Annotated in this window: 14 protein-coding genes; 8 read left to right on the top strand and 6 right to left on the bottom strand. The window is 59.0% G+C overall.

Going from position 1 to position 14,623, the window contains the following annotated elements:
• Positions 1-230: 230 nt before the first annotated feature.
• The gene (locus G3N97_RS06675) at positions 231-2,438 is read right to left on the bottom strand and encodes an EAL domain-containing protein (RefSeq protein WP_205992507.1); all 2,208 of its coding nucleotides are present in this window, start codon (positions 2,436-2,438) and stop codon (positions 231-233) included.
• A gap of 99 nt (positions 2,439-2,537) precedes the next feature.
• Entirely contained in the window at positions 2,538-2,810 is a 273-nt protein-coding gene (locus tag G3N97_RS06670; protein WP_205992506.1) for a response regulator, read from the bottom strand.
• A gap of 378 nt (positions 2,811-3,188) precedes the next feature.
• Between G3N97_RS06670 and G3N97_RS40115 the strand changes: the two genes are divergently transcribed.
• The 5 genes from G3N97_RS40115 (at position 3,189) to G3N97_RS06650 (ending at position 7,383) form a co-directional block, all read left to right on the top strand.
• Positions 3,189-3,725: a PAS domain S-box protein gene (locus G3N97_RS40115; protein WP_346778026.1), complete on the top strand. Its 537-nt coding sequence runs from the start codon at positions 3,189-3,191 to the stop codon at positions 3,723-3,725.
• Positions 3,652-4,299 (top strand): PAS domain S-box protein, encoded by a 648-nt coding sequence (locus tag G3N97_RS40110; protein ID WP_346778025.1) that lies wholly within the window; start codon positions 3,652-3,654, stop codon positions 4,297-4,299. The genes G3N97_RS40115 and G3N97_RS40110 overlap by 74 nt, the downstream gene beginning before the upstream one ends.
• A gap of 416 nt (positions 4,300-4,715) precedes the next feature.
• Positions 4,716-6,437 (top strand): TIGR04141 family sporadically distributed protein, encoded by a 1,722-nt coding sequence (locus G3N97_RS06660; RefSeq protein WP_241030433.1) that lies wholly within the window; start codon positions 4,716-4,718, stop codon positions 6,435-6,437.
• Positions 6,438-6,610: 173 nt separating this feature from the next.
• A complete protein-coding gene (locus tag G3N97_RS06655; protein WP_205992505.1) occupies positions 6,611-6,844 on the top strand; it encodes a hypothetical protein in 234 nt (77 codons plus the stop codon).
• Positions 6,845-7,092: 248 nt separating this feature from the next.
• Positions 7,093-7,383 (top strand): hypothetical protein, encoded by a 291-nt coding sequence (locus G3N97_RS06650; RefSeq protein WP_205992504.1) that lies wholly within the window; start codon positions 7,093-7,095, stop codon positions 7,381-7,383.
• 108 nt (positions 7,384-7,491) lie between these two features.
• On the opposite strand, the gene G3N97_RS06645 is transcribed toward G3N97_RS06650, so the two are convergent.
• Complete coding sequence (locus tag G3N97_RS06645) at positions 7,492-7,956, bottom strand: Fis family transcriptional regulator (protein ID WP_205992503.1); 465 nt, start codon at positions 7,954-7,956, stop codon at positions 7,492-7,494.
• Positions 7,957-8,179: 223 nt separating this feature from the next.
• On the opposite strand from G3N97_RS06645, the gene G3N97_RS06640 reads away from it, so the two are divergent.
• Together G3N97_RS06640 and G3N97_RS06635 are read left to right on the top strand one after the other, a co-directional pair.
• Positions 8,180-8,713 (top strand): PAAR domain-containing protein, encoded by a 534-nt coding sequence (locus G3N97_RS06640; RefSeq protein WP_205992502.1) that lies wholly within the window; start codon positions 8,180-8,182, stop codon positions 8,711-8,713.
• A gap of 1,015 nt (positions 8,714-9,728) precedes the next feature.
• The gene (locus tag G3N97_RS06635; RefSeq protein WP_205992501.1) at positions 9,729-10,064 is read left to right on the top strand and encodes a hypothetical protein; all 336 of its coding nucleotides are present in this window, start codon (positions 9,729-9,731) and stop codon (positions 10,062-10,064) included.
• Between the two features lie 194 nt (positions 10,065-10,258).
• On the opposite strand, the gene G3N97_RS06630 is transcribed toward G3N97_RS06635, so the two are convergent.
• From G3N97_RS06630 to G3N97_RS06620, 3 genes are all read right to left on the bottom strand, one after another.
• On the bottom strand, positions 10,259-10,597 hold the full coding sequence (locus G3N97_RS06630) for a hypothetical protein (RefSeq protein ID WP_205992500.1): 339 nt from the start codon (positions 10,595-10,597) through the stop codon (positions 10,259-10,261).
• 1 nt (position 10,598) lies between these two features.
• Complete coding sequence (locus G3N97_RS06625; RefSeq protein WP_241030432.1) at positions 10,599-12,416, bottom strand: methyl-accepting chemotaxis protein; 1,818 nt, start codon at positions 12,414-12,416, stop codon at positions 10,599-10,601.
• A gap of 1,516 nt (positions 12,417-13,932) precedes the next feature.
• Entirely contained in the window at positions 13,933-14,157 is a 225-nt protein-coding gene (locus G3N97_RS06620) for a hypothetical protein (protein ID WP_205992499.1), read from the bottom strand.
• A 177-nt stretch (positions 14,158-14,334) separates the two neighbouring features.
• Between G3N97_RS06620 and G3N97_RS06615 the strand changes: the two genes are divergently transcribed.
• A partial coding sequence (locus tag G3N97_RS06615; RefSeq protein ID WP_205992498.1) for a hypothetical protein occupies positions 14,335-14,623 on the top strand: 289 nt, incomplete at its 3' end.

Here is a 14,623-nt window from a genome sequence, read left to right as displayed (position 1 = left end):
GCTCCGAATCGCCATCGACCCGGAACCTGTCATCGCGGCGCAGACATTCCCGCCATCAGCGGGCTGGCGAAGGAATCGGCCTGTCGATTGTAAAACGGCTGGCGGAGTTGCTCGACGCGACTGTTGAGGTGACCTCCGGAGCCACGCACGGAATGACCTTCCGGATCCTTCTACCAGTCTTTTATGCGGACCAGAGGTGATTCGATGGAGATGTTCTGCCTTGCCCTCACTCAGGAGACTAGGGCTGGTCGGACATCGCGAACCGCATCAAGAAAGAGCTGGTCGCCTTTCCTTTGTATCCGCCTGTCCAGATCGTGGGGGGCAAGCGCAGGACTGTACAGATAGCCCTGGGCGACTTCACACCCCTTCTTGCGCAGGCGCTCGGCCTGATCCCAGGTTTCCACGCCTTCTGCTATGACATCCAGAGCAAAGCTGTGCCCGAGGTGAAGGATTGCGCGGATAATGGCGGCGTCCGGAGGCGAATCGAGCATCGCCCTGACAAAACTCTGGTCGATTTTCAGGCGGGTAAGCGGATACCGTTTCAGCATGCTCAGGGAGGCATAGCCCGTCCCGTAATCGTCGAATGCGATGCCCACGCCCATTGAGTGCAGTTCTCTGAGCGGTGCAATCATCTGCTCGTCATGGCGCAGTAGGATATTCTCGGTAATTTCGAGTTCGAGGCAGGACGGCGAGAGTCCCGAAGCGTCGAGGGCGTCACGAACCTTCTTTGCGAGATCGCCCGTGCGGAACTGGGCACCGAACAGGTTGACCCCGACCTGCAGCGGGACGCCATAACGTTCACGCCAAATCGCGGTCTGCCTGCAGGCTGTTCGCACGATCCAGTCGCCCAGTTGGGGCGCGAGAAGCCCCGCTTCCAACGCGGGCAGGAAGGCCCCCGGCGTGAGTAACCCCTTCTCCGGATGGCGCCATCGAAGAAGGGCCTCGGTTCCAAGCAAAGACCCATCATTCAGGGATACCTGAGGCTGATAGAACAGCACAAATTCACTTTCACGAAATGCCCGGGTCAGTTCGCCCTGAAACGCCCGCTTCGAGGCGGCGGCCTCTCTAAGCGGCGCAGTGAAGAAGCGGTGGCAGTTCCGACCTTCCGCCTTGGCCTGATAGAGCGCCAGATCGGCGCTCCCCAGTAACTCGCGCGCAGTCACGCCGTGCTGGGGAAAGAGCGCAATGCCGGCGCTCGCGCCGATGTTGATTGTTTGCCCCTCGACGGTCAGCAACTTTGACACCGACGCGATAACGCTATCGGCGATTTCCGTCGCCGCCGCTGCGTCTCCCAGCCCGGGTAGCAGAAGAGCAAATTCATCACCGCCCATACGGGCCACCGTATCGCCTGGCCGCACACACTCCTGCAGCCGGCCGGCAACGACCGAGAGAACCGCATCTCCGCCGGAATGACCGAGACTATCGTTGACGTCCTTGAAGCCATCCAGATCGACCATGATTACGCAAACATGCTGTTCCTGCGCAAGCGCCTGCTCGAGACGAGTTCTCAGCATGGTGCGGTTCGGGAGGTCGGTGAGAGAGTCAATGTGCGCAAGCCGGAACAGCCGCTCCTCGTTGCTCCTGCGCCCGGTGATATCCCGCAGGATGGCGCCGAAACTTGGCCGACCGTGGTCGCGCCACATCGATCCCGAGAGTTCCACCGGGATCACACGCCCACTGGCGTGAGTGACCACGATCTCGATTGTGCGTCCGCTCGTGAGGGCGTCGTCTTGAGTCGCAAGGTACCTGAGGCGGTCGGAAAAATGTTCCGGCGCCACCACATTGATACTGCGTCCAAGAATCCGGGCAGCCGGATAGCCAAGGAGCTGGGCGGCGGCAGCGTTCCAGAAGGTGACCCGCCCCGCATCATCGACGCAGATGATGGCATCGGGAGATGTCGCGGCGATATTTTCGAAACGGATCTGGCTGGCCTGGCGCGCCAGTTCGAGGCGTCGCAGCTCAAGCCGGTCAAGGACGAGAGCAGCAAGGTCCTGCAGATTCCGGCAATCCGGTTCGCTGAATCCGCTGCGAGGGACGCGGTCGATCAGGCAGAGCGTGCCAAGCGCCAGTCCTGCCGCCGTCCGCAGAGGCGCCCCGGCGTAAAAGCGGATATGCGGCTCACCCGTGACGAGAGGATTGGCCCTAAAACGGACGTCATCTCGCGCATCGGGTATGACGGTGACCCCGGGCTGCCGTATTGCGTGAGCGCAGAACGAGATGTCCCGTGAGGTTTCGCAGACATCGAGCCCCCGGCCTGCTGCGAAGAACTGGCGTTCCGCTTCAACCAGCGAGACCAGCACCACCGGAACATTAAAAATGCTGGCAGCAAGCTGCACGAGACGGTCGAACGCCGGCTCCTCTAACACATCTGTAATCCCGTACTGAGCAAGCGCAGTCAGTCGCTCTTCTTCGTCAGATCCATCGGTTCGTTCCTGCATATCCCCCCCAGGCGCTTTGCAGACAGTCAGGCTCTGTAATAAATTCTGCTGGCCGTGTAAATGTGACAACGATAAAGGGTCTGCCGCCACCTGCGTATTTTACCGGACACTGCCTCGAACTACCTGTGCGATGAGATCCAGCAGTGAATGCACGCGGAACGGCTTCTGAAGGAAGCCGGCAACCGGAAAGCCCGCGTCCAGCGGTATCACGCTCATCACGAGCACCGGAATAGCCCTCAGGCTGTCATCCCTTTTGAAGTGGCGCAATAATTGCTGTCCACTCATCCTCGACATCCTCCAGTCGGAAACAATAACCTGCGGTTTTACCTCCTTGAGACGCTCCAGCGCCTGCGCGCCATTTCCGGCCGTCATTGTCTCGAACCGGAATAACCGAGGGCCATGCCAAGTGCGGTGGCGATAGCGGGTTCATCGTCCCCGATTAAAACGGTTGCCACATGAAACGTACCGGGCAAAAGAGGATGAGAGGTCAGGTTGATGTGCAGTTAGCAAGCATCAGGCCAGATGAGCCGTTCACCGCCGGCCGAGGTGCCGGCTGGCTCACACGGGAGATGCAACCATGGAAGGAACCATCGTTTCGCCAATCAAGAGACCATGTCAGACGCCAACGCTTTCCCATCCGCACTGCCCGATCACTGGGCGGAACTCTGGATCAGCCGCACAACCGGTCATGCCCTTTTCGCGTTGAGTCCCAGCGGAGAGATTCTCACCTAGAATCCCGGTGCACAGAAAATCTACGGCCATTCACCGGCTGAAGCGGTCGGCCGTCACTGGTCCTTCCTCGCGACCGCTGATGACGACTGTGCCCAGTCAATAGCGCGCGACCAGGATGAACTTCAGGCAACAGAAAGCCATGAAACGGAAAGCTGGCACAGACGGCATGACGCCACGCTCTTCTGGGCCGATGTTGTTACGATGGCAGTGAACACGGGCGCAACGCTGCTGGGCTTTGTGCAGGTCGTGCGTGATGTCAGCGACAGGCGCCGCGCGCACGACGCAGCCGTTGAGAGCGAGCGTAGCTTCAGACTCCTCGTGGAGGGGGTCACCGATTACTCGATTTTCATGCTCTCACCAGGAAGGCTGATAACCAGCTGGAATCTTGGCGCGAGCCGTATCAAGGGCTATTCGGCGTACGAAATCATCGGCTCGCACTTCCCGCGCTTCTTTCTATACACCGGCCGATGCGCAGGCGGGCCTGCCGCAACGTGCGCTCGACATCGCCGCGCGCGAAGGACGCTTCGAATCAGAAGGATGGCGGGTCAGGCGTGACAGCTCCAGGTTCTGGGCTCACGTGATAGTCGACGCCATTCACGACGACGAACGGGGGTTGATCGGTTTCGCCAAGATAACCCGGGACATTACGGAGAAACGCGCGGCAGATGCGCTGATCGAGCAGACGCGTGCCGCGTTGTTCCAGTCGCAGAAAATGGACGCCGTCGGGAAGCTCACTGGCGGGGTCGCCCATGACTTCAACAACGTCCTGCAGGTCCTACGAGGCAATCTCGAATTGTTGCAACTTCGTTGCCGGCAGGACGACTGGTTCACGGAGCGGCTGCTGGCCGCGCTTGACGCAGTGGACCGTGGTGCCAGGCTTGCATCGCATCTGCTCGCTTTCGCGCGGCGTCAGGCACTCCAGCCGGTAGCGACCAATCTCTACGCCATGGTGCTACCTGCTGCGGCGCGCCCTAGGAGAAAATATCAGGACAACCGGCGTGTGACCAACACCACCTACGTGACGCAGGAGTCGCCAATCGAAGCGGCAAAATCCATGGGGCATAAACCCCTGGTTGCTCGGGTCCGAGCCACAGACAAGGGAAATCCTGACCACTGGCGAACGGCTTAACTCCGACGCTGGCACACCCCATCTCTTGACGATATAGACGGCGGGAGAACTCGTTCTCCCCTGACTTTTTAAGTCAACGAGTTTCCAGGAAAAGGCAGTCCACAGGGGGCACCAGTCATTACGGTTCTTTCATCAGAAACACACCCATCGTCGCGGCGACAACCAAACTGGATTGCGATACCATATCCGCATCCGCACCGACTCACAAAACGACCGCCGCTTCCGTAGAAGAATCCTGCCTGCAATTTTCGCCGCTCGGCGACGCCCCAATCATTAAACGTCGCTCTTCCGAGAGAAAACTTACCCGGCGCGTCTACATATTGTGTCGTTATTTCAGCGGCCCCCAATATGACGTCTCATTTCAGCGACGACGCGACCGGTGCGCAATTGACGGATTTGCCCGCTACGGCGGAAACTTGAAAATAAACCAAACATTTTATTTAAATCGCATACAAACTGGCGTCTGTGAGGCGGGGAAACGCGTGTCGAAAAAAGAGCGCAAGCAGAGAAAGGAACGGCTGACGATTTATCGAATTGTCGGCGAGTCGATTCGCGACGAACTGATTGTCAAGACGGACATGGCCAAAGAGCCTGTTCCGCTTAAAATCGCGCACGGGCAGGCGACGCTCTACGTTAAAATCCCGCCGCCGCTCGCGCCGCCTGGTTGGACCACTTTTCTGCTGAATGGCCAAGACATCGAGAAAGGCCTTTTTTCCGGCAATCGGTCCGAGGGAGCCCTTCTGATCGTGCGCGACCTCGGCGAAACCTTCGCGCTGTCCTTTGGAATGGGCTACCACCTCGTCAACCAGGATCACGTCGAGCGCGATTTTGGCCTGCGAGTCACTCTTAATTCGGTAGACCCCGACAAACTGCGCAGCCTGGACAAAGCTAGCTACGACGACAACTGGCTCAACACCCGCAACCAAAGTCCGCGCGACGCCGACATATACGATCTGCGCGCCGACTGGGAGATGGACATGGTGCACGCCGTCACAGGCGCGTCGTCAGTCCCGCTGTTCGGCGATCACGTGACCGGCCGGGACGCCCTCTCGATCACCCCCGTCGCTACACTGGATGATTTGCGCAAAATCTTGAGTGAGGCGATTGCGCGACGAAACAGCCCGCTTCCAGACCGGTTCGCCTGGATGGACAACGTTCATCGCATAAAAGACCGGGCATTGATTCAAGTGTTGGACGATTTGCTTGATGAGACGTTAAAAAATGATCCGGACGATCCCCGGGTCTGGATGGGCGAGCCGGAAATCGTAGACTGGGAACGTCAAGCGGGTTATTCATTTGACCAACGCTCCACATCGCCCGTCCATTCGACCTTGCGTTTAAGCGCCCTCGCACAGCACATCCTTGACCGGAACGAAACGTTCTGCCTCGCGGCACTAAAAACGAATCGCGTTCACGTGAACGACGCGAACGGAGTAAGCATCAACTCGTGGAGCGCGCACAGGTGCCTTTACGCGGAATTGGATATGTATGGGGAGGTTTACATTCTGCGCAACGGCGACTGGCATTCAGTCGAAAGTGATTTCATGAAAAAAGTCGATCAGTCTCTCAGAAAAATTGAGATCGACGCTGAGACGCTTCCCCTCTATAACCACGCCAACGAGGGTGATTACAACGCCGAGGTCGCGACGCGCGTGTCGGGAATTGAACTGATGGACAAGCAAAACATCGCCGTCGGAGGCCCATTCGACAAGATTGAATTTTGCGACCTCGTCCGCAACGGAAAAGACCTCATTCACGTCAAGTATTACCGGAGCTCCGCCACGCTGAGCCATCTTTTCGCCCAAGGCCTCGTCTCAGGCGAAGCCTTCGTGAAGCATGAGGAGTTTAGGAAAAAGCTCAACGGAAAATTGCCCAAGAGCATCAGGCTCGCCGAACTCGCGGCGATCCCCAACTCGCGCGAATTTCGCGTTGTCTACGCAATCGCAACAAGCAAGAATTTACCTGTCGAATTGCCCTTCTTCTCCAAAATATCCCTTAAGAACGCAGCCCTTTCGCTGCAAACGCTTGGCTATAAAGTCGCCCTGGCAAAAATTGAAATCGATCCGCTACTGCTGAAAACGAAGACTTTTCGTGCGGCAAAAACCAATGGACGAAAGAAATCAGGAGCGTCAACCTGACTTTTCAGCCGAATATCACCGAGAATCGGAGAATGCGCGATTTCTGCGCACTGTGCAAAAATGCCGGAATCTGGCATCAATTTATTAAGGTAAAATATACCGATTAATATATCAGCAGCGCACTTTTTTCAGCTCACCCCCATGATGGCATGGCAACCCGCCCCCGAGGAACCGTGCAACCCATCGACGTTGAAAGAATTTACGTGATCCCGATCCAAGGCGAAGTTGCCGGAGAAATCTTCGGTTATGCGCTTGTTCGCGAAAACCTCTGGGCAGTGACGGCGGAAACCTTCGCGACTCAGCAGCAGGCGGTGCAGGCCGCGCGCACGCTCGGCTACAATCCGGTAGTGGCCGTCGCGTCAAATCCTCGCGTGGAGAACCCCGCACACTGGCGAGACGCCGACTAGCTGACCGCGATCGGGCTCGCCGTCTGACGAGTTCGGCGGCAGATCTGGATCATGAATCGCTCAGGCCTTCGCCGCTGGGCTGAGAACGCGCTCCGCCCACGTTTCGCCTGGTCCCGCAAACCGATGAATCGAGCCGGACGTTGTCCAGCAACTGGAAGATCCCGGGGCAACCTTAAATTCGCGCCGCTCGCGCGTCCGCTCCGGCGTCGAGCGCCCATTGCCAACCGCCAATCACAAAGGAAACACGAATGACGTGGCACGCCTACGCGATCGAGACTGAGTTCGACAACGAAGTGAACTCGATGCGCCTTTTTTCCGACTGGACAAAAGATTACGAAAAAGCCGGCGCCGATTTCGCCGCCGAACAGCTTGAAAGCGAGTTCGAGGACGCCTGCGAGACGGCCCGCAACGGGGCTGGTCGGGCGCGTTTCAACAGGCGGCACGCGTATTCACGGTTCCCGAGCGCGGCGTCATGCAATTCGGCTTCTGTTGGAGCGAGCCGCCGCTCGAGCCGGACGCCTCTGCGCTCGTCTACGTGATCGCGCCGCGGCCGCTTCCGTGGCTGGGGCAGCCCGACGCGATTCTGGAATAGCCACTCCGGCGCGCGCGGTCCAACTGCCTTCCGGGTGCAACCGCGCCAAGGCAGCCTAGTCCAGCCGAAACAACTCGCCGTTTGACCGCGTGGCAGCGATTCGCCGGTCAAGCCTATCCGTCGCTTCTACGATCACGCCCATCCGGACTTCGCGCAACTGGCGGTCGTGCTCGTTGACGACCGCCGTGACTAGCTCGATCAGCTCGGGCGCGAAATCGTGGGCGCCTGTTTCTGCTCCGTTTCTGAGCAGCTCGCCAAGACCCCGCTCGGCCGCCGCTAGCGTTTCCGGCGCCAATTTACCGTGCCCCGCCTCGGCGACGAAGCTCGCGAGAAGTGTTGCGTGCGCGAGGCAGTGCGCCGTCGATCGGTCCGCTCGCCCGCTGCGCGCCATTTCCAACGCCGCCCGGAACCGCAGGGAAATGTGGTTGACGGTCGCGACATCGAGCGGCAAATACAACCTGGCGTCCTGCCGCGAGCGCTTGACCAAGTTCGGCTTCGGCTTGCCCCGCGCCTTCGTCATGCCCTTCGCCTCGCCAGGCATCGAAACTGCGTCTGCGTCATTGCTTTCCTTCCCCGGGTCGTTGCGCGTTCGAAGCCAAACCCGATTCGAACGCGCCCTCGATTATGAGCCAAGCGGCCGTCATAGTTTTCAAAGAAAATAAGCTGGCCGACTCCCGTCGCCAACCGGTTTGCCCCACTGAGTCCGGCGCGTCGCGCGCCGCTTTTTCGAGCCAGGAGAGAACATGCGCCGACTCATCCGCGAGGGCGACACGACAACGCACAAAGGCAAAGTCCTGCGTTGCTCGCCGCTACACCTTCTCGGCGCGCGCGCCATCGCGCGCTTTGGCGACATGGTTTACTGCCCTCAGTGCAGTGGGGTTTTTCCAATCACGGAGATTGGCGACCCGACGATCAACGTCGGCGGCAAGCCGGCGGCGCTCGAAGGCGACAAGACTGCCTGCGGCGCGGCCTTGCTGCGCGCCCTCGCGGCCAAAGAAACCACGCCCGCTCCGGCCGAGCCCCCGGGATGCGTCGCTTTGGACGTGGCTCACGAGCTCGGGGAAAACTCCAAAGGCCGCTATTTGGGCCGCTTCCACATCTTGGACGCGACCAATGGTTCGCCGCTCGCCGCGTTGCCATACGCCTATGTTACCCATCTCGGCGCGCGAATCGAAGGCGTGACCGATATTGAGGGCCGCACCGCGTGGCAGGCGGACACCGCGCCGCCGATTCTTCTGTTCGCTCGTCGGGCAAAAAGCGCGCTCATCGAGCATTGAGACGTCCGAGCGCCCTCAAACAACGCCTGGCGGCAGCCCCCGCAGACCAAGGTCTCGCGCGGCATTGATCCTTGTCCTAATCTGGCAAGCGAACGTTCGGCCATCTCGACCGCCGCCTCCGCTTCGACTAGCAAAGTTGCCCTCTCGCATTCCGGCAAGCGCACGCCTTCCGCGCGCTTTCGCGAAAACCACTGCAATCGCACAATTTAGCGGTCGCAGGCCGAACGATCGCCATTGTCGAAGGCAATTGTCATCAGCATTACGATTTTCGTAGTATTCAGGGCCATTCCGCGTCACGATTCTCGTAGTCCTCCACACCATGAGGACGCGATGAACCAACTTGCTATTTTTTGCCGCCGTTTGAAAGAGGCCCGCGAGCGGATCGGCCTTTCGCAGCGGAGCTTGGGGGCAAAAGCTGCGAAAACTGGTTCATGCGCAATTTCCGCAACTTTCGGAGCGCGACGCCGAACGCGCGCTTGTTCGCTTCAAGGGCGAGCTCTCTTTTGGCTTTTCGCCAAAACGCGTTTTCGAAGAAACAATCAGGCCTAGCCTTGAGCGAGGCCTTGAAGCCAAAGCCGACGGGCGCGCTTCATAAAGAGCCGCAGAGCCTGCTTCAAGGCGTCACGCGCCCTCCCTCCCCTTGGCTGCCTCCGATCGCTGACGGCCAGCCATGTCCAGTCTTCACGGCCCGGCCACGATCCTGCGCAACATTTTTTTCGACCGCGGGTCCAACCGCGGTGTCTCCCTGCGCCTGCGAGCGCAACGCCGCGGTTCGGGCCGCCTGCGGGCGGCCCTTTTTTGCGCTCCGGCAAACCCGCCGCCGCGCGAGGCGCCCCTCGGCCCTCCACGAGATCAGACGGCGCGTTGGCGAGCGGCTGCGCAGCCCCAAATTCTCTGAAAACCGCTCCCGCATTTGCCCACGCTAAAGGCCATTCGGGAACTAAACTTGCTTAATTTATTCGAAATGCATCTCACCCCACCCAGCCAGCACTTCACAACGCGAGCGTCCATTGCAATGAATCAATCATTTGAGACCGTCCTGCGCATCGTGCAAAACCTCAACCGCGAGGAAGAGACCGTTGTGAGGTTTTTGCTCGAAAGCGGCGTGGATTGGGCCGAGGCCGCCGCGATTGTTTTGGCAAATCGAGACCGAATGCGACTCAAAAGTCTTCTTGCCGCCCGCTTTCCTTCTCTGTCGGATCAGGAGATTTCGGCGATTTTGACGCAATTTGTTGACATCCTCGCGTTCGGCTTTTCTCCCGAAGAGGTTTTCTCTAAAACGATCGCGCCGTATATCGAACGAGCGATTGCTTTGAGCGAAGAATCATTGGCAAAGGCAAAAACGCGTTGAGTTGATGATGGGCGCGCGAAAAACAAAAAGCGCCCCGGAGGGCGCTTCCGAAGTTTCCGTCAAAATGCGCGCAGGACACCCCTGCGGCTCGATCAATTCAGCAAACTCCTGCTGCACGAGGAGCTGATTCTCCTCGTCCAAGGCGAAAGGATCGCTTAATTGCCCAGTAGCCCTATCGCCTAGCTCAATCCACACTACGCGATCTTTTTCAGTATTTCGTTTGTTTGCACAAGCAAAGCGTTGTGATACTCGGACGATGCGATAATCTTGTCCTTCATCGCAAGATCATCAACCAACGCCATAGTGTTTTCCACATTGCATTGGAAAACGCTTCGCACCAGTGCCGCTGTTTCATCATCGAGATGCAGCGCGACCGCATCCAGAAAACATTGAAAAGCGGCAAGGCGCGCGCCCAGCGTGCTAATTATTTTCGTATTCGACACCACGTAGTTTCTCAGTTCCTCAATCGAGACCAGGTCGGATTCCACTCCAACCACAGCCCCTGCGCTCGCGCGCTCCTCTCCCGCCGTCATCTTAGAACGACTCCCACGTTTCGGTTGCAGCCTCTGCCGACGCGATTTTCTGCTTCGGAACTTGCGCAGCGCCCACAGCCCGCGCCTGCGCCGGTTTCTTTGGCCCCACTACGTTCACGCGGGAGGTCGGAGCGGGTGGCCTTGGGCGCGAAGACGCGACCTGGCTCGCCCTCGCGCCCAGCGCGCCAATGCGAAAGACTTCCACCGATTGCAACAGATTTCCGGACTGGTCTTCAAGGGATTTTGATGCCGCCGCCGCTTGCTCGACTAGCGCCGCGTTTTGCTGGGTCACGTCGTCCATCTGGCTGACCGCATCGTTCACCTGCTCAATCCCGCGAGCCTGCTCTTCCGAGGCGGCCGTTATCTCTTCCACAAGATCCGAAACCTGCCTGATGGCCGTTTTCACTTCCGCGACCGTCGCGCTAACCTCCGTGGCCTGCCTGGATCCCCCGTCAATCATCGCCACAGACGAAGAAATCAACTCTTTGATCTCTTTGGCGGCGGCGGCTGAGCGTTGCGCGAGACTGCGGACCTCGCTGGCCACCACGGCAAACCCGCGGCCTTGCTCGCCCGCGCGCGCGGCCTCGACGGCAGCGTTCAACGCAAGAATGTTGGTTTGAAAGGCAATGCCCTCAATGACGCCGGTGATTTCGGAAATCCTGCCGGAGCTTCCGCTGATCTCTCCAATCGTTCGCGCCAGTCCTTGCACCGCTTCGTCCCCGGCATTCGCGACGCTGGTCGCGCGTCCGGCGAGCGCGTTCGCCTGGCGGGCGTTGTCCGTGTTCTGTCGCACGGCCTGCGTGAGCTGCGCCATGCTCGCAGCCGTCTCCTCGAGCGACGCCGCCTGCTGCTCCGTTCGCGCTGACAGATCCGTGTTTCCGGTCGCGATTTCGCGCGAAGCCGTTGCGATGTGGCCGCTCGCAAGATGAATGCCGCCAATGGCGTCGACAAGCTTGTCGCGCATGCCCTTCATCGAAAACAGCAAGCTGGAGTCATCGCCAGCGCGCAGTTTCACTTCGACGGTCAAATCTCCATCCGCAATGCGTGAAACAAGTTCTGCCGCGTCAGCGGGCTCGCCGCCGAGATCCCGAAGAACGGCGCGTGTCATCCACCAACCCACAAAGGCCGCCACAAAGACCGCGAGCGCCGTCAAGGCCAGCATCGTAGCGCGCGCCACCCGATAGGACGTGTGCGCCTCCACCGCTCGCTGCGCGTTGTGCTGCGCTTCATAGAGCATGAAGTCCTTGAGCGCCCCCGTCCATTGATCAAGGGCTGGCCCCGCCTCACTCATCAGAAAATCGGGGCCAGCAGGATCGTTCGTGTAACCTAGTTTTGCCGCCTTGTCGACGAGCGGCATCGCTCGAGCCCGAGCCTGGCGGGCGCTCTCAAGCAGGCCCCTCTCCTTGTCGCTCGTCGACGGATCTCGCTCGAACAAGTCATGGAGCTGCCGCGCGGTCGCCAAATAATGCTGGCTTCGCGCGTCAAAGATCGACTTTTGAATGTTCATTCTCGGCAAGTCGGTGAGGATGATCAAATTGCGCATCGCCGCCGAAGCCTCTTGTGCATCCGACACTGCCTGGGCCAACAGCGAGCTTTCAACAGCGCCATAATCGACATTCGCAGTCAGCGCGTCGTCCATCGCCCGAAGCTTGAGAATGCCCATGAGGGAAATCCCCACCAAAACGGCAAGAACCGCTCCAAAACCCGCCAGCAGCCGCGTTCCAACTTTCATTTCACCCCCAATTTCCAATTGTCTGCTCATAAAGTCAACTGCGCATGTTGCCTGACAAATAAAAACCGTCACCATCAATAACGGCATTCAACACGCATACTTGAGCGCTGCCGGTCAATCAGGGTATCGCCCTACCTCTCGTCTCCTTGAGCCCGTAAAGGCCTCAAATTGCTGCGCCTCCGTTGTTGATATCACGGCGCAGGCACGACGAAAACAGACAAACAATGCGATAGGAGCAGAGTAGCGACATGCGCAGTCGTTCCTCTTCCCCCACCGGAGCGCAGCAAAGCTGCGGGTCCCTTTCACTTTTGCTTTCCTTCATACCTCCCCCATTTTTGTCGATAAAAAATTGCGCCCCTGAGAAAGGCCAGCGGACAATGCCCGCGCAAAAGCGCGATCAAGGCACGCCACCGACAAGACGCTGCATTTCGCGCATGTAGTCGACAAAGAGTGGAGGAGTTTAGAAAGATGGGGGCGTCCTCTCATCGGCGGGACCGAATTTAGCGAGAGCCACGAATTGATCAGCGAGGCGGTTTTGCGATTGCTTCGCGGTCAGCGAAATTGGCCACGAGACATGAGATTTCCAGTCGCAGTCGCGATGTGCATGAAGAGCATCGCGAGCCACAGCCGAGAGAGCGTGCGACTCAATCGGGCGCGGCATTGTTCGCTCGACAACTTTGAGGAAGAACTAGCCGAGGCGGGCGGCGTTTCGCCGTCTCCGGAAGAGCATCTGTCGGCTGTTGAGTCGTTTCGCGAACAAGTGATGGAGGTCGACCGCGCGAAAACGAGATTCACCGACGCCCCCATAGGCAGATTAGTCCTTGAAGGCATCGTTCGCGGGTTGAGCGCGCAGAAAATACGACGCAGGCACGCATTGTCTCGCGCCGAATACAAAGCGGCGAGGCAACGCGCCATCCGCCATGCGCCGAATCGGGCACTTGTTCGAGCCCCATTATCCGCGAAGCGGGTACCCCACTTGAATCAACGCGGAGCACCGCCAGCGGCCACGTGCGGAACATGCCCTGGGGGAAAAGCGCGCATCCCGCAGGCACGCGAATGTCGTTGCTCTCATTGGCCGCCGTCAGGTAATCCGTCGTCTTCTAGATAAGCACAAGGCCGCCAAGTGACGGCGGCCTTTTCTCGCGCTTGTGTTAACGATTTTCGGCCCGCAATTCTCGCAAAACCATGCTCACGAGTTTGTCCTTAGAGGCATCGTCGATGACGGCAGAGTTCGAGGCGCTCGCAGCATCAGCAACGGCCTTCTGCGGCTGCTGAGCGTCTTGCTCGCAATACCACCATCTTTTCGCGAGACAAAAAAAACCGCAGAACAAGTCTGCGGCAAAACAGGAGGAGCGCCTCAGGGGCTTTTTCTGGGCGCAATCGGAGATTACCCTTACCCGCCATTTCCTGCTCTTTCGGTGCCGAATGGACCGAAGACGGTCAGTCACTTACGTTGCTGATGGCATGCGAAAAGCAAGAACAGTTGCGGGCGAGGAAACCCGGGAAATCCGTGTGCAGCCCGATCCATATCGGCAGGTTGCCGCTCTTCGTACATCCGCTTGAAAACTGAAAGCCAGTCGGCTGGGATCATCGCTGTCTACACCTAGTTCGTGATGACGATGTGATCTGGTCCGTCATCACCACCATCGAGATGAAATTCGTTAATGCGACCGGCCCGAACGTCGAGCAGGAGCCTCTCCAGAGCGGCAGCCGTCGCGATATCGCTGCCGGCTGGCTGGACGCGCGGAGGTTTCGCGCCCGCGTTCGTCGCCCGCTTCTTGATTAACAGGCGGATGGCCTCATTCCTTTTGATGAAAATCTGTTTCACATAAATGCTCTTTGAGCGGTTATGGCGCTACAGTCCGCGGCGTCCCATGGGCTGCGAGCTGCGGGAATCACTCCCGGAGTACGCAGGCCGCAAGTCACCGTTTTAAGCACATGCTAAAGTTTTTCCCGCAGATTCCGTAATGAAAAAGGCACCTATTTCGCAGCATGGGCTCCGCAGATGAGCGGTACGCCCCTCGTGCCGAATTTGCCCGTTCCTGCCATGACACCGCAAGAAACAGAAGCTGACGACCAGTCGGCGAAGCAATGTCCGGAAGACCGCCCGCCCAGCGGGCGCGAAACGACGTCTCCGGAGGCAATGCCACCTTTCGCGCTCGTGCTGCAGAAAGACAGCTTCGCGAACTCAAAGGCGAAGGTCATCCTGCTCATCGAGTCTGAGACCCCGGGCCTGGAAACCACGCGGGTAGTCAGGCGTCAGGTCGGCGACTGGACATGGTTCGACATTGATG

Origin of the sequence: Paraburkholderia sp. Ac-20347, assembly GCF_017104805.1 — a bacterium.
In the GTDB taxonomy this organism is placed as follows: domain Bacteria; phylum Pseudomonadota; class Gammaproteobacteria; order Burkholderiales; family Burkholderiaceae; genus Paraburkholderia; species Paraburkholderia tropica.
This window is presented reverse-complemented; position numbering and strand designations above follow the sequence as displayed.